The organism is Vagococcus penaei (assembly GCF_001998885.1).
GTDB classification, from domain to species: Bacteria; Bacillota; Bacilli; order Lactobacillales; family Vagococcaceae; genus Vagococcus; species Vagococcus penaei.
Map to the genome: position 1 here is coordinate 1079450 of NZ_CP019609.1, position 20620 is coordinate 1100069.

A 20620-nucleotide genomic window follows, 5' to 3' on the forward strand; every position below is an offset into this window, starting at 1 on the left:
CACTCTCCAAATAATCCTAGTCAAAAAAGAGCTGAAGCCCTTCAAATAGACTTCAAACTCTAACGCTTTATTTATGATCAGTATCAAAGATAATGGTTACAGGACCATCATTATCAATCGCTACAGTCATGTGTTCACCAAACTGACCCTCAGCTACTCTTAGGCCTTCTGCACGTAAGCCTTCATTAAAATAATGATACAACTCACGTGCAATATCTGGGGCTGCCGATTTACTAAAACTTGGGCGATTGCCTTTTTTGGTATCAGCTAATAACGTAAATTGCGAAATCGATAAAATTGCGCCGTTCACTTGGTGAATATCTAAGTTCATCTTACCAGCTTCATCTTCAAACACTCGTAACTTACTAATCTTTTTAATCAGGTAGTCCGCTTCAACTTGAGTATCCCCTTCTTGAACGCCAACCAATAGAACGTAACCGTGTTGAATCTCACCAACGACGTCAACACCTACAGTCACGCAACCTTTTGTCACTTTTTGTAATACGACCTTCATGAATTCTCACACTCCAGACTATCCCGTGGTTCGTCTAACACTATGAACATCGGGAATTGTTTTAATTTTATCGACAATTTTTTCTAAGTGAGCTAAGTTCTGTGCACCGACAGTTAGATGAATAACGGCCATTTTATTTTTTAGTGGCCTAGCGTCAACGCCCATTAACTTTTTAGTATGTGCATTAACAACCAATAAAATATCATTTAACAACCCAGAACGATTATACCCATAAATCTCTAAATTCGATTTGTATTCTTGTGTGCTACTTGATGCAGTATCTTCCCACTCAACATCAATTTGACGTTGTTGTACTTCAGGTGAGTTTTTCATATTTGGACAATCTTTGCGGTGAATCGAAATCCCCCGACCTTTTGTAATATATCCAACAATGTCATCACCCGGTACCGGATTACAGCAACGACTCAAACGAACTAAAAGGTTATCCGCTCCTTGAATCACGACACCACCCTCATGACGAATCGTCATACGCTCAGGATCTTTTTTCTGTACCGACTGTGTCATTAATTCATCGGCTTCTTCTTGTTGCTTTTTTATGCCACGTTCATGGCGTTCTTTTTCAGTCAAACGATTAAAGACAACTTGGGCTGTCACTTCACCAAAGCCAATACCAGCAAATAAATCATCGGCTTGTTGGTAATTAAAGCGTTCTAATACATCACTAAGTTTTTCTTTGGTTAGAAACTCTTTAGGTTGGAAGTGATTGTCACTCAAATATTTTTCGAGTGCTAACTTCCCTTTCTCAATGTTTTCTTCTCGGTCTTTAACTTTAAAGAAACGTTTGATTTTATTACGTGCTTTTGTCGTAGCAACTAAATTCACCCAGTCACGACTCGGACCAAAGGAGTTACTTGACGTCAAGACTTCAATAATATCGCCATTTTTCAATTTATAATCTAATGGCACCATCTTACCATTGACCTTTGCACCGGTCGTTTTGTTACCAATCTCGGTATGAATATGATACGCAAAGTCTAGCGGACCTGAACCTTGTGGCAGTTCAGTTGCATCACCCTTTGGAGTGAAAACATAGACTTTGTCACTAAAAATATCGCCTTTAACACTTTCCATAAAGTCAGATGCATCATACGATTCATCTTGTAACTCAATGATTTCACGTAATAAACTAATTTGATTAGCCGATTTATTATCTTGCTTATCCGTTTTACCTTCTTTATATGCCCAGTGAGCCGCCACCCCAAACTCCGCAATCGCATGCATTTCATGTGTCCGAATTTGGATTTCAACTGGGTTTCCTTTTGGCCCAATTACAGTTGTATGAAGTGATTGGTACATATTGGTTTTTGGCACTGCAATGTAATCTTTAAAACGTCCAGGCAATGGCTTCCATTTCGTATGAATTGCCCCTAAAACGGCATAGCAATCTTTGATAGTGTCGACAATAACCCGAATCGCCAATAAATCATAGATTTCATCAAATTCTTTTTTCTTATCTGTCATTTTACGATAAATGGAATAAATATGTTTTGGTCGACCATAAATATCCCCATTAATGCCTAATTCTTCCGTTGATGACTGAATCTCATCTACCGCCTCTTTCACATAAGCTTCACGTTCAGCACGCTTGGATTTCATCAGATTAACAATGCGGTAATACTGACGAGGATTTAAATAGCGTAATGATCGGTCTTCAAGTTCCCATTTGATTAAGCTAATCCCCAAACGGTGTGCTAGTGGTGCGTAAATTTCTAAGGTTTCTTTGGCAATCCGACGTTGCTTATCTTCACGTAAATGCTTAAGCGTCCGCATATTATGCACACGGTCAGCTAACTTCACCATGATTACTCGTAAATCTTGGGCCATCGCTAATAACATCTTGCGGTGATTCTCCGCTAATTGTTCTTCATGTGATTTGTATTTAATTTTTCCTAATTTAGTGACCCCATCAACTAGCATGGCTACGTCATCACCAAATTCTTCTCGTAAGTCATCTAGCGTGATATCAGTATCTTCTACTACATCGTGTAAAAAACCAGTCGCAACAGTATGTGGATCCATGTTAATATCAGCTAAAATCCCCGCCACTTGAATCGGGTGAATAATGTAGGGTTCTCCTGATTTACGAAACTGTTCTTTGTGGGCTTCTGTTGCATAATCACATGCCTTTTGCACGAATGCGACATGTTCAGGGCTCATATAAGTCGAAATCATTTTAATGACTTCTGGTGCAGTTAGATCTTTTTCTTGCGGCATGTTTATCTCCCCTTACTTATTAAAAAAAAGTACTGAGTCAGTACTTTTCACGTTCATTAGTTATAAGTCTATTATACCTTATTTTTAGACAGTATTTCAATGATTAGCCAGTAGTTCCCACTGATAACTCATTGCTGCTAGAACATACAGCGGTGCCGTCTCAGCTCGCAAAATACGTGGACCTAAACCACAAACTTGACCACCATGTGTTATTAATAAGTTTATTTCATCTGGCGTTAAGCCACCTTCTGGACCAAAGATAACTAACAATCGTTGACCAGGTTGACACGCCGCAATCGCACGCGCAAAGGTTGCTTGCTCACCTTCCTTTGCCGACTCTTCATACGCCACAAGGACCACGTCATAGCTTGGTAATTCTTTGACTAAAGTTGCCATATTCGCTAACAGACGTACATCGGGTTGCATTTGTCGATGTGATTGCTCGGCTGCTTCCTTACAAATTTTTGTTAATCGTTGCTCTTTTTTGGCTAATTTTTTATCATCCCACTTCACAACGGATGTCTTACCAGAAAAACCAAGCAACTCAGACATACCTAGTTCGGTCGCTTTTTGGGCAACTAATTCAAGTTTATCACCTTTTGTGTAAGCGCAAGCCAGAGTCACATGACAGGGTAACTCCTTTTCCATAGTCTCTTGACTGATTTCAATCAATTCAACTTCAGTTGGGGTAATTTGCTGAATCTCCGCAATCACAGTTCGTTTATCACGAAATGATAGATAACAACGACTACCAACTACCATCCGCATCACGTGAACGGCATGATGGTAATCATCCCCTGTTAAACGTAATGACGGTAGCGCTTCTGTATAAGTGCTTTCTAAAAAATATCGTTGCATGAGCTTACTCCTCGATTTTTTTTGTTAAAATAAAGGCATACCAATCACGTTGTTTAAACGTTTGATCAACATCAAATCCATTTGCCGTCACGACATCTAAGACTGACGCAACTTTATCTTCAATAATACCAGAAATAATAAAATACCCATCATCGGCTAATTGGCGATAAGCATCTGGAACCATTAAAATAATGATATCCGCTAAAATATTAGCTACAATAACATTCGCTTTAATATCAATTCCTTCTAATAAATTATTCGCTGATACATGTACATCGGCTGCAATCGGATTTAATGCCATATTTTCTTTAGCTGCACGCACTGCTACTTCATCTAAGTCATACGCATAGACCTCATTTGCACCTAAGTATTTACTTGCAATACTTAAGACACCTGAACCTGTCCCAACATCAATCACCGTTTCACCACCACGTAAAACGACTTCTAATGCTTGTAGCGTTAGTCTAGTTGTCGGATGAGTTCCCGTTCCAAAAGCCATACCTGGGTCTAACGTAATAATGTGTTCATCAGCAGAATGTGGTGTGTAGTCTTGCCAATCAGGAACAATCGTTAAATAACGGCTAATCAATACTGGATGGTAGTATTTTTTCCAAGCAGTTGCCCAATCACTTTCGACAACTTCTTCAATCGATACATCATTCACTCCAATATCAAGACCAAAAGATGCTAGCTCTGTAATACGAGATTGGATACTTGGTAAAACTTCAGGTAAAAAAATCGTTTCTGGAAAATAAGCGACCACTTTCGCTCCCTCTTGGATATGGTTAATAGTTGAGATATCCATTAGTTCACCAAATGGATCGCTCTCAAAATTCACAATATCTAACGCATCCTCAATGGCTACTCCGTTAGCACCTGACTCCATCATAATATTTGAAATTGCATCAACAGACTCACTTGCTGTCAATACAGATGCTTGATTCCATTTCATCTGTCTACCTCTTTCTTAGTAACTTGGATATGGGACATAGTTGCCATCGTCCACTTGACTTAAACGCTCAGCAAACTCATCTGCATGCCAATGTAACTCAAAAACAGCTTGGCTATCATCTGTTAAAAAATCTAATAAATCACTTTGTCCAGTTTCAGCAACTTCGGCCAAGTATGCTGCATAAGTATCAATAAACGCTTTAGATAAGCCTTTTTTCTTATCAAAGCCATGCGTCATTAAGTACTCGTCTGTGTCAATAGTAGGAGCTTTGTCAGTTAAATAAAATAGTGTGCTATCTTGGAACTCAATGACATCTTCTTCTGAAATAACACCCTCATCGTCTTCGATAGCTTCATGTTGTTGGTTTTCAGCATATAAGGCAATAATAACCTCAATGGTGTGTTGACGTTTGTCCCAATCAATCGCAAAATCAATATCGCCTAATGCACGTTCTAACGCTGTTTCTAAATAAGTTAATACCGTCTCTTTTGTCATAGTTTCTCTCATTCTCTATTAGTTTTCTTCTATCATACAAGAGAATACTAACTTTGCCAATGACTTTTCATTTACGTCAAACACGAAAAACACTCAAATGTCCTTTTCAAAAAACAACAACTTTAATATATTTGTGCAATTAAACGTTGAAAATAGAAGAAAAAGAATTTTTTATATGAAAACAGGTGGTTTTATTTCAGTTATATCAAAATAGCGTGTATAATAAACTTATATTAAAGATAACGGAGGGATGTCATCATGACAGAATTAAAAAAACAAATTACAAAATTAGTGAATGAAGCAAAAAAAGAAACTGACCGTTTAGAAGATCGCCGCCAAGAAAATTTAGGTAATTCAATTGATTTCATTGAAAACGAAATACAAATTCAACGTTTAGCTGCAACAATCGAAGCTTACGAAGAAGTATTAGACTTAATGTAATATGACTTAAAAAACGCCCTCCATTTATGGAAGGCGTTTTTTATCTAATTAGTCACTATAACACAGATTAACCATAAAAAGACGCTAAAAAGGAATATTTCCATTTTTTAGCGTCTTGCTCTTTTTATTTAAGTAGTTTAGCGTTTTGTAGTAATTCTTCTACAAATGTGCCTTTAATTTTTTTCAATTCATGATGTTCCACACGTTTCATTAACCAAGGTAATTTTACTTGAGTCATGTCTTTTTTATCATTTAAATAATACGTTGCTTTCATCAATTCGCGAATATCATAAGATGATGCAAAGACTTCTGGAACTCCACGGTCAATGTCTAATAATGTATAGACTGCTTCCATCGCTGTTCGTACAGAGTATTCTGTCGTGAACACTGTATCACGCTCTGTTTCAGCAAAGTTACCGATGAACGCTAAGTTTTTAGAATGATTTGGCACAACTAATGGACGATCACCCAATGCACGTGGCATAAAGTAAGACGTAATGTATGGCATATAAGTTGGCACCACATTACATGATTCTTTTGCTAAGCTGTCAATTTTATCTGCCGGTACACCCATTTGATACAACCATTCTTGTGCGATTTCCGTTCCCGTACACTCCGTAATTGGTTTTTCAATGTAGTCACCTTTTGTATCAGATAATAACGCATATACCCAAACAACTAATTGATCTTTTGGTTGTTTTTTAAAGTGTGGTTGACGATTTAAGGTATAACTCATCTTCCAACCAGAATCAATCGCATGCACAATCCCACCAGTCACAACTTTTCCAGCATATGGATTACGTTTACTAATTTTTTCAATATATGGAGCAATTTGATCATCTAAAGTAGTCACAGTTGCAGACACAAACCAAGCCGCATCAGGAATACCTTCACAGAATTTTTCTGGACGGCCAAATTCTTTATTTTGTGCTGCTAAGTTTTTCCATAAATTCCAGCTACCACCTAATTCTTTCGAAACTGGCGCTGGTGTCGTGTTGTTACCATAAGTTGAGCTTTCAGTAATAGAGCCGTTAGTTACAAACACTAAGTCATTTTCAGTTAATGCAACTTCTTTTTTCTCACCATCCACTTCTAGTAATAGTTTTTCCGCAACTTTCGCTGTATCAGAACTATTAACAATAATATTTTCGACTTTAGTATTATATTGCACTGTCACACCATGCTCTTTCAGATAAGCTACTAATGGTAAGACAAGAGATTCATACTGATTATACTTGGTAAATTTCAATGATGAAAAATCAGCCAATGCATCAATATGGTGAATAAAGCGCATTAAATAGCGTCGCATTTCCATTGCAGAATGCCATTCTTCAAAAGCAAACATTGTACACCAATATGTCCAGAAGTTTGATTCAAAGAAATCTTTAGTAAAGACTTGATTGATCCGTTTATCTTGAAGATTTTCTTCTTTAGTCAAGCATAAATCTAAAATTTCTTTAATCGCTTTTTCAGTTAGTAAAAGTTGCCCATCTGTCGGTAGTTGTTTTCCTTGATTATGAATAATACGGCAATGTGATGAGTTAGGGTCTTCTTTATTTAACCAATAAAACTCATCTAATACAGAAGCATCTTCAATTTCTAAAGAGGGAATTGAACGGAATAAATCCCACAAACATTCGAAATGACTTTCCATCTCACGACCACCACGAATAACAAAACCATAATGATCTTTGTCAACACCATCTAGCGACCCACCCGCAATTGGTAATTCTTCTAAAATAGTGATCTTATTGCCTGGAACTTGCCCATCTCTAATTAAAAATGCTGACGCAGCTAATGAGGCTAATCCAGAACCCACCATATAAACCTTGTTGATATCATCAGCCTTAGCTGGTTTAACAGGTCGTGCAAATGCTTCATAATTTCCATTACTTCTGTACATAATAATGCCTCCATTTTTGAAAATATTTTTATATCATGTGTCTATTTACATTATACATCATGCGACTAATTTAATCTAATATTTTCTGTCGTTTAATAAGTTTATTTTTAAAAATAACCTAAATCACCAGCTTAATCATCGTCAATGATTTTACCCAAAGTTCTTAATGGAGTGCACTCTTTCAAGTTTAATCAACCTGTTAACTGAAATTGAAATAAGTAAACCGATAAAAGTTGCTAAAACACGATAAATAATATAATGCGAATCGCTGTCAGGTGCAACTAATAACACAATTGTCAACATCGTAATAATCGCCCCTTGATTTGGTGTAGATGATTTTGTTCCACCAGATCAAATCGCCGCAATATACGTGAAAAAGGTAGTAATAACAAATTAACTAGTAACTCGTGTTCCGTCTTTCCAGCAATGTACAAGACTACCGACCCTAGCAAGCAACCGATGATTGTTCCAGATAAACGGTATCTAAAAAATACCCATGCATCAGCTGTTTTAGGCCGAATACCAATGACCGCATTAATTAAAGTAATCGGTAACAAGTGTTTATTGTCACCTTACTTAGATAAAGTGTAACCAGCAATCCCGATAAATACTACTAGGCTAACTTTCAACGTATTAGTTTCCAAAAATTTCTTTCATATATCTACCGCCACCACTTTTTAATACACACTTTACATGATGTGTCAGATTATTATCAAACCTAGCTACTTCTGACTGACGCTAAATTCAATTAATGCTATACTTAAGAAAACAAGAGGAGGACTTTTTCATGCAAAAACCATTAGCATTTAGAATGCGTCCAACGACAATTGATGAAGTTGTCGGACAACAGCATTTAGTAGGTGACGGTAAAATAATTCGCCGAATGGTAGACGCGAATCGCCTATCCTCAATGATTTTATACGGACCACCTGGTACCGGAAAAACGAGTATCGCAAGTGCCATTGCTGGCTCAACTAAATTTGCCTTTCGGACTTTAAATGCTGCGACTGATAGCAAAAAAGACTTACAAGTTGTTGTCGAAGAAGCCAAAATGAGTGGGACTGTCATCTTACTTTTAGATGAGATTCACCGTTTAGATAAACCAAAGCAAGATTTTCTATTGCCTCATCTTGAAAATGGACGTGTCGTATTGATTGGTGCAACAACTGAAAATCCTTATATTACGATTAATCCGGCAATCCGTAGTCGGACACAAATTTTTGAAGTCAAAGCACTCTCTGAGCAAGATATCGAACAAGCTTTAGACCGTGCACTAATAGATCAAACAAATGGTCTAGGAAATTTAGCGATTAATCTCACACCAGAAGCACGGCTTCATTTAACACGAGCGACGAATGGTGACTTACGTAGTGCTTTAAATGGCTTAGAGTTGGCTGCCATGTCGACCCCGCCAAATAACAATGGTATCATTCAACTAACACTCTCGATTTTAGAGGAATGCGTTCAAAAAAAAGCACTCTATCATGATAAAGATGGCGATGCTCATTATGATGTTATCTCTGCCTTTCAAAAATCAATTCGCGGTAGTGACGTACATGCTGCAATGCACTACCTTGCACGATTAGTTGAAGCAGGCGAATTGGTAACTATTTGCCGACGTCTATTAGTTATCGCTTATGAAGATGTCGGACTAGCTAATCCGGGAGCTTGCAGTCGAACGGTCTCAGCTGTACAAGCTGCAGAAAAACTGGGCTTACCTGAAGCGCGAATCCCTTTAGCCGAAGCCATCATTGATTTATGCTTATCCCCTAAATCAAATTCAAGCGTTGAAGCCATCGACCGAGCCTTAGCTGATATCCATCAAGGGATGATTGGTGATGTACCTAATCACTTGAAAGACGGACATTATCAAGGTGCTAACGAACTTGGACGTGGTGTTGGCTATCTCTATCCGCATGATTATCCTAACGGTTGGGTAAAGCAACAATACTTGCCAGATAAATTAAGCAATAAACATTACTACCAACCCAAAAATTCTGGTAAATATGAAACCGCCTTAGCTGAACAATTAGCTAAAATTGAACAAGCTAAAAAAAATTAAGATTCTAGTGAGTTAACCAGTTATAATTGCCGAATAAATTTTCTTGTGTTACTATTAATATATAGGATATCTGTGATGTTCGCCGAGTGTTAAATAGTGTTGACCGAACAAATCGTCTTACCTTGGGAACTCAAACGTTACTAAGGAAAACAGGCCTTTTCTCTTGGTAGTTTGAGGTAGTAACTAGAGTTCCCACCTGCATATACAGCGGGTTCAACCTCACCACACTCATTAACGGCATCGACGGATATTCTTTTTTTATACAATCATAGTGTTCATAACTAGGGGCTTCGGTGCCTTTTTTTTATTGACGCTAAATTCATTTCACAGAGGTGGCCATATGTTGTATCAATTATTAATTTTTATTCCTGCACTTATATTATTACTTATCGGTTGGTACATTAGTAAACATCAAACGACTTTATTAACACTCTTCACACAAAATAATCAAAAAACTTTAAAGTCAGTGTATCAATCTTTTTTTATTTTAGGTCTTATTGGATTACCACTAGGATTTTTCTTTCCATCACGCATAATCGCTCTAACTTATGTTATTATTATATTAGTTATATCTGCTAGTGTTGGCTATCGCTTAGCTAAAAACTGGTCATAACGGATTTAAGAAAGGGTGTTTCATATGTTGAAAGAGTACAAAAAAATACTTGTTGCTGTTGATGGGTCTCATGAATCTGAGTTAGCGTTTAAAAAAGCGACGCAAGTAGCACGCCGAAATAATGCTGTTTTAGTTATTGCTCATATTATTGATATTCGCGCCTTTGAGTCGGTTTCATCTTTTGATGAATCTTTAGCTGAAGAAGCTGCAAATATTGCGCGTGAAACTTTAGACGCCTATATTACATATGCCAAAGAACAAGGTATTCAACATGCAGAGTATGTCATTGAGTATGGTTCGCCAAAAGTTTTATTGGCAAAAAATCTTCAACACGAACATGATATTGACCTTATCTTACTTGGAGCAACCGGACTAAATACAATGGAACGTATTTTTATTGGGTCTGTTTCAAGTTACGTTGCCCGTAATGCACACTGCGATGTTTTGATTGTGCGGACAGATTTAGATAATCGCCCAATACCAAAAATGAAAAAAGCTAAAAAATAATTGGACAGAAAAAAACCAGACGTTTCTTAAAACGTCTGGTCAGATTGAAGACAAACCAGTTGCTCATAAAGGGTAATTGGTTTGTTTTTTTGTATCTTATCATTATTTTTGATAAAATTCCCAAAATAGATAAAAAAATAGAGCCCTTCAGGTCTCTTAATTTAAGCATTTTTGCTAATTTTTTAATGTTAAGGCATGCGAAAGTGAGCCCAATTTTCATGTGCATTTTTTCTTTCCCAATTAAATTAGTGTAACGTAAGCCATGAAATTCTTTTGCCGTTCCAAATAATCGCTCAATTGTTTGTTTTCGATTATTATATATAGCTTTCATTCCAAGGGAATGACGTATGTCTTCACAACGTTCCATATCATTTTCCCATAAATGTCGTTGAATTAATTTCCTCTTTTCTTTTGACTCAGTACAATAGGCAATCAAAGGGCATTGACTACAATCAGACGTATTACTTTTGTATTCACGATATCCGTCTCTGTTAGTTGTTGTATAGCTTAAAATTTTCACATTAGGGCAGATATATTGATCGTAGTATTCATCGTAAACATAATCATGTTTTTTATAAAATCCTTTTTTGGTCATAGGTCTTTTATATGGAAAAATAGGTGTTAAATTATTTTGAAATAATAAATGGGCTATACCAGGTGTTTTGTATCCAGCGTCCATTACTAATTTATCTAAGGTAAAGTGACTTTGTAATTTATTATAGATATCGATGAATGTCCGACTATCATGTTGATTACCAGGATGAGTTGTATATCCTAAAACCCAACCATTCTTGTCACATGCTACTTGTGCAGCATAAGCAAAAACCTGTTTATGCTCTCCTTTATGGAACCAACCACTCTCATCATCTGTTTTACTAATTTTTTTATGTTTTACCTGATTTTCACTTTCCTCTCTTCTTTTTAAGGGCTTTTTTAATCTTTTTTCTCTATCTATTTCAACTTCTTTTTGTAGTGATTCCACATAAAAAAGAGTTTCTTCAGTAACTTCGTTACTTTCATATTTTTTATTATTTGCATGTGCTTTTATATGAGTACCATCAATAAATACTTCAGAAGTATCCACTAATTCAGCTTCAATACACTGTTCTAATATGCCGTAAAATATTTGTTCAAAGATATCTGTACCACGAAATCTTCTAGAATAATTTTTGCCAAAGGTTGAGAAGTGAGGAACAGCATCTTCGATATCCAAACCTAAAAACCAGCGATAAGCCATGTTAACCTCAACATCTTTAATAGTTTGTCTCATACTTTTTATACCATAAAGATACTGAATCAACGGAAGTTTAATTAATAGAACCGGATCTATACTAGGGCGGCCATTTGATTCATCGTATTTATCTTCAACTAACTTATAAATAAAATTAAAATCTACATATTTATCAATATCTCTTAATAGATGTTCCTTGGGAACTAAATCTTCTAGAGAATAAAAACCAATTTGATTACGTTTGCTCATATCTTGTTTTTTTAGCATGGAAGCAACTCCTTTTCTCTATTTTACCAAGAAAAAAAGACAAAGTATCAAATTTTTGATACTTTGTCTACAGTCTGACCAGACGTTTCTTAAAACGTCTGGTTTTTTTATTAAAATAAGGCCATTATGGCGCCACCTATGGCTCCTAAAATAACAACTAGCCACGAAGGAATTTTCAAATATGTTAATAAACTAAACAGGCAGGCGGCAAATACAAAGTCACGTGACTGAATAATGGTGCTTTGCCAAATTGGTTGATAAAAAGCGGCAATTAATAAACCCACAACTGCGGCATTAACTCCCATCAATGCACCTTTTATTTTCGGAAGTTGACGAACCAATTCCCAAAAAGGGAGCACACCTAAAATTAATAAACCGCCCGGTAAAAAAATCGCTAACGTTGCTAATAATCCACCTTGCCAACTGGCTAAAATTGTACCTAAATATGTCGCAAATGTGAATAATGGTCCTGGTACAGCTTGGGTTACACCATAGCCAGCTAAAAATGTTTCTGGATGGATAAGTCCAGTTGTCACAAATTCTCGTTCAAAAAGTGGTAGTACAACATGTCCACCGCCAAAGACAAGCGCACCCGAACGATAAAAACTATCAAATATCGCCACCATCTTTGAATTAGTCATTTCCTGAAAAAGTGGTAAACCAATCAGTAGCACCACAAATAATATTAAGCAACTAATTCCAAATCGTCGGGAGATAACTTTTGATGTCACTGATGAGTTATTTTCCGTCAATTGGATGGGTAAACTTTGATAAAACAATAAACCTAAAAGTCCTGACATGAAAATGACGCTTAATTGACTAAGTGTTGTTTCCCATAGTAATGTGATACTTAATGCTAACAAGGCTATCATTTTTCTTTTTAAATCCGGTACTAATTTTTTTGCCATTTCAACAATTGCTTGTGCTACAATTGCCACTGCTACAATTTTTAATCCGTGAATCCACCCGGTTTTCCCGATGGCGGTCCCTTCAAAAAATAAAGCAAATACCATAAGCACTAAAACTGATGGCAGTGTGAAACCCATAAAAGCAACCAGACCACCCAAGACTCCAGCACGCATGGAACCAATACCAATACCTACTTGACTGCTAGCTGGTCCTGGTAAAAATTGGCACAAAGCAACTAAATCAGCATAACTTTCTTCATCTAGCCATTTCCGTTTTTGCACATACTCATGGTGAAAATAACCAAGGTGTGCAACTGGTCCCCCAAATGATGTTAAGCCTAATTTGGTCGATACTAAAAAAATCTCGACTAACTGTCGCAAATTACTTTTAAACATTGGTCTCACCATTTTCCATTACTTTATTCATTATATCATCAAGCATTTTTTGTCATCCTTTTTTACTTAACTAATCAATAACTTTAGTGTAATAATTCTTAGTCCAAGTTGCCACTTTCCTGTCTGATTTTACTTAACCTTTACATACCATGATATTTTAAGCACACTTTTCTTCTTAAATAAGCAAAAAAAATAGCATCTCCGACAAGAGATACTATCTTTTTTATTTAATAGCTAGTTATTATATTTATGACTAGTTATTTTTTAATGTTTCCACATCGCGAGCAATCATTAACTCTTCATCAGTTGGAATTAATAAAACTTTTACTTTAGAATCATCTGTAGAGATAAAGCGCTCATCACCACGAACATTATTTTTCTCTTCGTCTAATTCACAACCAAACCATGTTAAACCATTGATAACATTACGACGCATTTCAACATCGTTTTCACCAATACCAGCTGTAAAGACAATAGCATCCACACCATTCATTGTTGCAACATAGCTACCAATGTATTTACGTACACGGTCTTCAAAAATTTCAATTGCAACTTTTGCACGTGAGTCTGTCTCTTGTGCTTCTAATAAGTCACGCATATCACTTGAAACGCCAGATAAACCTAATAAACCAGATTTTTTATTTAAGATATCAACCATTTCTTTAATGTCAGTGATATTTAATTTATCCATTAAGTAAGGTAATAATGACGCATCAATGTCACCTGAACGAGTACCCATTGTTAAACCAGCTAATGGTGTGAAGCCCATTGATGTATCGATTGATTTACCGCCATCAACTGCAGTAATTGATGCACCGTTACCTAAGTGACATGTAATGATTTTTGTTTCTTCTAGTGGTTTGCCCAACATTTCAGCCGCACGTTCTGACACATAACGATGACTTGTTCCGTGAGCACCATATTTACGTGCGCCAAACTCATCATAATATTCCATTGGGATACTGTATAGGTAGTTCACATCTGGCATTGTAGTATGGAATGATGTATCAAATACACCAACGTTTAATGTGTTTGGTAATAATTTTTGGAAAACACGAATAACTTTTGCTTCCGCTGGATTATGTAATGGCGCAAATTCAGCTAATTCGTCAACTAATTTTAATGCAGCATCATCAATAATTGCTGATTCTTTAAAATGTTCTCCACCTGCAACAATACGGTGACCCGCTCCAGTAATTTCTTCTAAAGATTCAATAATATTTAATTCTGTTAATTGGTCTAACAACATGTGAATCGCTGTTTCGTGGTCAACGATGTCTTTAACAACTTCGTATTTATCACCTTCACCATATTTAATTGTAAAGATTGAATCGTTTAAACCGATTCTTTCCACGATTCCTTTTGCGACTACAACTTCTTCTGGCATAGTATAAAGTTGCCATTTTAGACTTGAGCTTCCCGCGTTAATTGCAATTGTTTTTGACATTTTTCATTCTCCCTTAAAGTATAATGTTTTTTTCTCGCCACGAGCGGAATTGTTTTACAAACGCAACCACTGCCTGACTATCTTTCAACGATGGTAATTCTGCTAACAAAACTTCTTTAGCTTGTTGTGCTGATTCACCAGGGTTTTGAACCACAATAATTGATTTACTCATGCTTTTATGTTTGAACAATGAGTTTGGTAATTGTAGTACTGCTTGCAAATAAACTTCTTTTAACAACCATGTTTTTAGCTCTGCTGCTTGCTCAGATTCTAAAAAGTTTGTTGGCAATAGAAACAAACCGAACCCATTTGGTTTAACGTGTGTCATGGCTTTCTCCATCAATAAATGATGTGCATAGCTATGCCCATCTTTATGTGACGTTTGAAATTCTTTGGCACGATCATCATCAGGATAGAAGCCAATCGGTAAATCGGCGACCGCAAAATCAACCGGATCAATTAATAAAGGATGCAGGCTGTCTTGGTGTGTTAATTCAACATCTAACCCCAACCAATCACGATTGACAGAACTAATACTTAAAAGCGTATCATCGACATCAACACCAAAACCAGTTGTTTGATACCCTGCTAAATTCAAATTAGCCATAATTGTATAAAGCAAGTTCCCTGTCCCAACAACAGGATCTAAAACGGATACATTCTTTTTACCTGTCGTCAATTGCTCAAACATATACACAAATAAAAAGCCTAATCCATCTGGTGTTAATTGATGATTTGCTTGGACGTTATCCTTCATTAACCCTTGGAGCAAAACCAATTGGGTGATTTTACGCTTTTCTTCAGCTGTTAGTGATAAGTCACTCAACTGTTGATAGTTCGCTTCTAGCTTAGCTACTTCTTCTTTTGTTGGTACGTTGTCGATGACTCTAGCTTGTCGACCATCAAGAAAATTTTCTTGATTTTCGATATACGCATCAAAAAAAGAGGCATCTAATGTTTGTTGCAATATACCTACAGACTCATTGATTAATTGAAAACCTTTTTCAATCTCTGTCTGAGACATACACCTCACCTCTTCCATCACATTGTAACAAAAGTCCTTTACTGTTTCATTTTAGCGAATGAAAACGAATAATTCAAGGTTAAAGGCACAGAAAAAGAATAAGAAAAATTTTTCTTATTCTTGTGAATTAATTTTAATTTCTCTGGTAAGTTTAAAATCATTGTTTAAAACAGTTGTTATCTGAACCTTTTTATCCTTATTCCTTGCTTTTATATGGACTTTACCGACATTGTAAACAAGTTCAGTATTCTGTACTACTGTCATCTCGTTGATCTTAGTAATTGCCATATTTTCAATAATTAATGCTGTGTAATAATTTTTTTCTTCAAGATAAAAAGATTGTCGTGCTTGGCTATCTTCAATCACGAATAAATACATGGTACTAATCATTGTTAACAGTACCAATAGGCTTAAAAAAATCCCACCTTGATTATTTTTCACAATATAAAAAAAAGACCTCCTTTTGATTTTCACACGTTTCTAGTTCAACCCGAACAATTTGGTCTTCTTCACTAAAAGTGATTGTTTTAACATTTGTCATGATGACATGATGCCCTGGTGTTCGGCGTAAAGAATGACTTTTAGGATACAAACTAATCGTTACCTCTTCATAAAAATCTGCTCCCTGTTTAGCTTTTCTAAATTTTAAGTATTTCTGATCAACGTCAATGAGTGGCATTGATTGAATCAAACGCTGTAACTGAACCTTACCTAAACGATAATCAATATTAGCTTGAGCATTTACACGATTATTTAATTTCGGTAATTGTTTAATTAATGGCGATATAAATAGTAACAAGCTTATTAAAACTAGTAAGGCTATTAAACACTCAATTAACGTAAACCCTTGATTATTCTTCATAAATTAACAACTCGCCATACATATTTTTTACTTCTAAATAACTGGTTTCACTCTTTAAATAAATAACCTGGTATCTTTTTTGCTCTTCCTTTAACCAATTATTATACTTAGAAGACTGATTCATCCTTTGCCAGTCATAACCAAAATTAGTTAATTCAGCTAAATGCTTAACTCGATCCTCCTGCTTAACTTGCTGTAAAACAGTCAAACTTAATAACGCTAAACAAGTCATTAATACACCAAATGTCACAAGACTTTCCAGTAATATATATCCATCATGATTTTCCATCGACTCGTACCAACTTTCCACTCCCAATCTGGACTTGATATGTGATTAAACGGACTGGGGTTTGTGTGCGATCTTGAAAGTTTAATTGACAAATTTTTGTTAGACTACCACTTTCTAAAAACATGACCATCTGATTATTTAACAATCGTAAATCGGCTGGTAATGTTAATTTCTTCGTGTGTGTTTGCTGATTTTGATAATAAGTAAAAATAATTTCTTGTTTTAAATCACTAAATTCAATTTTCGTTTGACGCTTAGTTAAAACGGCGCTTTGCTGTGTCCGGTGATAGTAACGTTCAAATTGATTCAAACAATGAGTCACTTGAGTCCCTTTTTGCCACTTTGAAAGAATGACAACTGGACAAATCGTAAAAAAGGACAACACCATAAGTACCAACAACATTTCAATTAAAGTAAAACCTTGGTGATTTCTCATACACTCACCACTACTTATCTATTTGAGGGATTTTTAGTTCCATAATTTTATACTTTTCCGCTTTTTTGACTTGTTCTTCTGAAAGATAACCATGTGAGCTTAAAGTCGCAATATCAGAGGGATAACTTCCATTTTCTAAATAATACATTTCAACCTGCGTTTCAATCACTTTCGTTAAACCGGCTTTTTCTTTTTCACTAATCATACTACGTTGCTTGGTAACATTCGGAATAAATAAAATAATCAAGACTGTAACAATTAGTAGCACCACTAGCATTTCTAATAAAGTAAACCCTTGATTCTTTTGCTTAATTATCATTTTTTTTGATGTTTCAATCATATAAATTCCTCCATTCCTTGATAAATTGGCAACAATAAACCTGCATAGATAGATACAATTAAAAGCGCAATCAATAAAAATGCCAATGGTTGTAAGTAGACAACGCCCTTGTCAATACGTTCCAAATAGCGTTGCCACTCTGTTTGTCCATAGATGACGAGCTCTGCCCCTAATTCGCCTTTCATTTCGCCATGTTGAATAATCACTGCTAGTTCAGGAGCTAAAAATTGCCATGTTACTAATGGCTTTTTCAACGAATACCCTTGCTCCAATCTGACTTGGATTTGACTCGCCATCGCTTGCATGAGCGGGGTATATCCGGTGTCCGTCATAATTAAAATAATGTCACGAAATTCCATTCCCATTAGGAGCAATTGTCCCCATTCTGTAGCAAAAAGGGATGTGTAATAATCTCTCAAAAACCCTTTAACTACTGGAATCCGACATAATTGATTCGCGCAACGAATAGGTGGTGATTTACTTAAATAGTAGCGTCCCAATAGATAACTGAGACTACCAAAAACTAAAAGACCTAATATTAAATAGGGAAAATTTTGGATAAAGCGTAAGCTAAAATTAGCCGGTTGCTGATTAGTGTATAAATCAGCTAATTGTGGCAAAACGAACCAGCGCATCCCAAACAACATACCTAATAAAAAAAGTAATAAGAGTAGCGGATAGGCCAACGTTTTTTTTAGCTTGTCACGTTGTTTCCTACGATCCTCTAAGTGATGTGCCATTCTCTTCAGTGTGGTATCAAAATCACCATGAATTTCAGCAAATTGTAACTGTGCTACCTCACGAGCCTGAAAACCTAGGTCTTTTAAACATAAACTCAATGGACGCCCATGAATAAGACCAGTATCAATTTGCTTGAGCTTCCCAGTCCATTCAGGGTGCATTTGACTTAAAAAAGTCAAACTATGTTGTAACGTAAAGCCTGCTTCAAGTGCATCACTCAATAAGCGAATAAACGTTAACTTTTCTTTAGTTGTAAACTGTCTGTGTCGCTTACAAATACCGACTTTTAATTTTTTCGGTAATCGTCCCGTTTTGCCAACTTTTTTGTAAACTTTTTTCCCACGTACTGACATCCTTTCCACTTAACGTCATATCATATAACACACCGTAATGACCAGAGACACACGGTAGCAAACGTTGATAAATAACTCCCTCAAGGCATTCATTCAACTCCGGTTCTGCCACTCCCAAATCTAATAATCGTTGACGAACACTTTGTTTACTTCGGGCATGAATACTTGAAAACACTAGATGCCCTGTCAAAGCGGCTCGAATCGCCATTGTGGCTGTCAGTTGATCACGAATCTCACCAACTATCAACAAATCAGGCCGATGTCTCAAACACACTTTTATTAATTCATCGTACGTTAATTGGATTGCTTCATTAATTTGACACTGTAAAAAACTCGTGTCAGTAATTTCCACTGGATCTTCAATTGTAATGACTTGCTTACCATGTGTTTGTTGTAGATATTTAGCTAATAAATACATGGTTGTTGATTTTCCAGCACCTGTTGGCCCTGAAAATAGATATAGACCAGTTTCTCTAGTCATCGATTTCAAGGTCTCCCACTGCTCTGGTAATACATGACTAATATTGTCTGTTTCACTAGCATCATAAAGTAAACGGATAACTAAGGTTTCTAAATTCATAAAATTAGCCACCGTAGATAACCGGATCCGACAGACTTTACGTTGTGATAGGCGAATCACGCCACTCCCAACTTGGACTTTTCTTTTTTCTGATACATCCATGCCACCTAGATATTTAAAATACAAAATTAAGCGTTCGCCCTCCTCAAATGTTAGTCGTCTTTGATCTGTAATCTGGTCATGACGACGAAAAGATAATTGATAATATGTCGTACCAAATGGCAATATATAGACATCACTGACATGCTGAGCCATTCCATTTCGTAATAACTCACGAGCTAGTTGTTTAATCGACACCTCAAATTCACCTCTTTCTAACTCCAAGATTCGAAAAAATGATCTAATATTTTTAAGTCCTTCCTTTTTTCAAGATTTACCTTAAAAAATAAAAAAGAGCATCCTTTTAAATAAGGATACTCTTTTAGAAAATTAGCTATATTTACATGTTCGCTGAAGTGAATACTTCAGATACATCATCATCTTCTTCTAATGCATCAATAATCGCTTCAAGTTGCGTTTGTTCATCATCTGCCACGTCAATTAATGTTTGGGGTACCATCGTTAATTCAGCTTGAGCCAAAGTTAGTCCCGCTTCTTCTAACGCATCACGGACATCAGTAAACTCATGTGGTTCAGTATAAACTTCAAACACTTCGTCCGATATTTCCAAATCTTCACCACCAGCGTCTAAGACTGTCATCAACATTGTGTCTTCATCCATATCTAAACCTTCACGTTCAATAGCAATGTAACCTTTACGATCAAACAGATAAGCCACTGAACCAGACTCGCCCATTGTTCCTCCATTTTTTCTAAATGCTACGCGAACATTGGTTGACGTACGATTACGATTATCTGTTAATGTATGAACTAAAATTGCCACACCAGCTGGTCCATACCCTTCATAAACGACTTCATCATAGTTTTCGCCTTCATTTGATGATGTCGCTTTTTTAATTGCTCGTTGAACATTATCATTCGGCATATTAGCTGATTTTGCTTTATCTAAGACTAAACGTAAGGCAGGGTTAGTTGACGGATCAGGACCACCACTTTTTGCTGCCATATAAATTTCACGTGATAACTTTTGAAATACCTTGCCACGTTTTGCATCTTGTGCGCCTTTGCGCCCTTTAATGTTGTTCCATTTTGAATGTCCCGCCATT

At 36.2% G+C, this 20620-nt stretch carries 23 protein-coding genes and 1 other RNA gene; 6 read left to right on the top strand and 18 right to left on the bottom strand.

Going from position 1 to position 20620, the window contains the following annotated elements:
• Window positions 1-67 precede the first annotated feature (67 nt).
• From dtd to BW732_RS05040, 5 genes are all read right to left on the bottom strand, one after another.
• Window positions 68-514 carry a D-aminoacyl-tRNA deacylase gene (gene dtd / locus BW732_RS05020; protein WP_077275756.1) on the bottom strand — a complete coding sequence of 149 codons (447 nt, stop codon included), beginning with the start codon at window positions 512-514 and terminating at the stop codon, window positions 68-70.
• An 18-nt stretch (window positions 515-532) separates the two neighbouring features.
• A complete protein-coding gene (locus BW732_RS05025; protein ID WP_077275757.1) occupies window positions 533-2749 on the bottom strand; it encodes a RelA/SpoT family protein in 2217 nt (738 codons plus the stop codon).
• Between the two features lie 96 nt (window positions 2750-2845).
• Window positions 2846-3607, bottom strand: a complete 762-nt coding sequence (locus tag BW732_RS05030) for a 16S rRNA (uracil(1498)-N(3))-methyltransferase (protein ID WP_077275758.1) — start codon at window positions 3605-3607, stop codon at window positions 2846-2848.
• A gap of 4 nt (window positions 3608-3611) precedes the next feature.
• On the bottom strand, window positions 3612-4559 hold the full coding sequence (prmA, locus tag BW732_RS05035) for a 50S ribosomal protein L11 methyltransferase (protein ID WP_077275759.1): 948 nt from the start codon (window positions 4557-4559) through the stop codon (window positions 3612-3614).
• Between the two features lie 15 nt (window positions 4560-4574).
• A complete protein-coding gene (locus BW732_RS05040; RefSeq protein WP_161485521.1) occupies window positions 4575-5054 on the bottom strand; it encodes a DUF3013 family protein in 480 nt (159 codons plus the stop codon).
• A gap of 258 nt (window positions 5055-5312) precedes the next feature.
• Here BW732_RS05040 and BW732_RS05045 point away from each other — a divergent pair, with 258 nt between their 5' ends.
• Window positions 5313-5495 (top strand): hypothetical protein, encoded by a 183-nt coding sequence (locus tag BW732_RS05045; protein WP_077275761.1) that lies wholly within the window; start codon window positions 5313-5315, stop codon window positions 5493-5495.
• Between the two features lie 124 nt (window positions 5496-5619).
• Here the strand turns inward: BW732_RS05045 and BW732_RS05050 are convergent, their stop codons facing one another.
• A complete protein-coding gene (locus tag BW732_RS05050; protein WP_077275762.1) occupies window positions 5620-7398 on the bottom strand; it encodes an oleate hydratase in 1779 nt (592 codons plus the stop codon).
• A gap of 459 nt (window positions 7399-7857) precedes the next feature.
• Between BW732_RS05050 and BW732_RS11710 the strand changes: the two genes are divergently transcribed.
• From BW732_RS11710 to BW732_RS05075, 5 genes are all read left to right on the top strand, one after another.
• Window positions 7858-7989: a hypothetical protein gene (locus tag BW732_RS11710; RefSeq protein ID WP_257787335.1), complete on the top strand. Its 132-nt coding sequence runs from the start codon at window positions 7858-7860 to the stop codon at window positions 7987-7989.
• 196 nt (window positions 7990-8185) lie between these two features.
• On the top strand, window positions 8186-9460 hold the full coding sequence (locus BW732_RS05060; RefSeq protein WP_077275764.1) for a replication-associated recombination protein A: 1275 nt from the start codon (window positions 8186-8188) through the stop codon (window positions 9458-9460).
• Between the two features lie 64 nt (window positions 9461-9524).
• A non-coding RNA gene (gene ssrS, locus BW732_RS05065) (6S RNA) lies at window positions 9525-9714 on the top strand.
• An 86-nt stretch (window positions 9715-9800) separates the two neighbouring features.
• Window positions 9801-10073 (top strand): hypothetical protein, encoded by a 273-nt coding sequence (locus BW732_RS05070; protein ID WP_126844491.1) that lies wholly within the window; start codon window positions 9801-9803, stop codon window positions 10071-10073.
• A 24-nt stretch (window positions 10074-10097) separates the two neighbouring features.
• A complete protein-coding gene (locus tag BW732_RS05075) occupies window positions 10098-10580 on the top strand; it encodes a universal stress protein (protein ID WP_077275766.1) in 483 nt (160 codons plus the stop codon).
• Here the strand turns inward: BW732_RS05075 and BW732_RS05080 are convergent.
• From BW732_RS05080 to BW732_RS05135, 12 genes are all read right to left on the bottom strand, one after another.
• Window positions 10570-12078: an IS1182 family transposase gene (locus tag BW732_RS05080; protein WP_077275767.1), complete on the bottom strand. Its 1509-nt coding sequence runs from the start codon at window positions 12076-12078 to the stop codon at window positions 10570-10572. The genes BW732_RS05075 and BW732_RS05080 overlap by 11 nt on opposite strands.
• A gap of 110 nt (window positions 12079-12188) precedes the next feature.
• A complete protein-coding gene (locus BW732_RS05085; RefSeq protein WP_211329920.1) occupies window positions 12189-13382 on the bottom strand; it encodes a chromate transporter in 1194 nt (397 codons plus the stop codon).
• A gap of 253 nt (window positions 13383-13635) precedes the next feature.
• Window positions 13636-14829: an acetate/propionate family kinase gene (locus BW732_RS05090; protein WP_077275769.1), complete on the bottom strand. Its 1194-nt coding sequence runs from the start codon at window positions 14827-14829 to the stop codon at window positions 13636-13638.
• 13 nt (window positions 14830-14842) lie between these two features.
• Complete coding sequence (locus tag BW732_RS05095; protein WP_077275770.1) at window positions 14843-15853, bottom strand: class I SAM-dependent methyltransferase; 1011 nt, start codon at window positions 15851-15853, stop codon at window positions 14843-14845.
• Between the two features lie 114 nt (window positions 15854-15967).
• Entirely contained in the window at window positions 15968-16294 is a 327-nt protein-coding gene (gene comGG, locus BW732_RS05100; protein ID WP_077275771.1) for a competence type IV pilus minor pilin ComGG, read from the bottom strand.
• Window positions 16284-16715: a prepilin-type N-terminal cleavage/methylation domain-containing protein gene (locus BW732_RS05105; RefSeq protein WP_077275772.1), complete on the bottom strand. Its 432-nt coding sequence runs from the start codon at window positions 16713-16715 to the stop codon at window positions 16284-16286. The genes comGG and BW732_RS05105 overlap by 11 nt, the downstream gene beginning before the upstream one ends.
• On the bottom strand, window positions 16705-17004 hold the full coding sequence (locus BW732_RS05110) for a hypothetical protein (RefSeq protein WP_077275773.1): 300 nt from the start codon (window positions 17002-17004) through the stop codon (window positions 16705-16707). Before BW732_RS05110 ends, BW732_RS05105 begins: the two co-directional genes overlap by 11 nt.
• A complete protein-coding gene (gene comGD, locus BW732_RS05115; protein ID WP_077275774.1) occupies window positions 16991-17440 on the bottom strand; it encodes a competence type IV pilus minor pilin ComGD in 450 nt (149 codons plus the stop codon). The genes BW732_RS05110 and comGD overlap by 14 nt, the downstream gene beginning before the upstream one ends.
• Before the next feature lie 10 nt (window positions 17441-17450).
• Window positions 17451-17780 (bottom strand): competence type IV pilus major pilin ComGC, encoded by a 330-nt coding sequence (comGC, locus tag BW732_RS05120; protein WP_077275775.1) that lies wholly within the window; start codon window positions 17778-17780, stop codon window positions 17451-17453.
• On the bottom strand, window positions 17777-18874 hold the full coding sequence (comGB, locus tag BW732_RS05125; RefSeq protein ID WP_077275776.1) for a competence type IV pilus assembly protein ComGB: 1098 nt from the start codon (window positions 18872-18874) through the stop codon (window positions 17777-17779). The genes comGC and comGB overlap by 4 nt, the downstream gene beginning before the upstream one ends.
• A complete protein-coding gene (gene comGA, locus BW732_RS05130; RefSeq protein WP_077275777.1) occupies window positions 18792-19751 on the bottom strand; it encodes a competence type IV pilus ATPase ComGA in 960 nt (319 codons plus the stop codon). The genes comGB and comGA overlap by 83 nt, the downstream gene beginning before the upstream one ends.
• A gap of 142 nt (window positions 19752-19893) precedes the next feature.
• Complete coding sequence (locus tag BW732_RS05135; RefSeq protein ID WP_077275778.1) at window positions 19894-20619, bottom strand: YebC/PmpR family DNA-binding transcriptional regulator; 726 nt, start codon at window positions 20617-20619, stop codon at window positions 19894-19896.
• Between the last annotated feature and the right edge of the window lies 1 nt (window position 20620).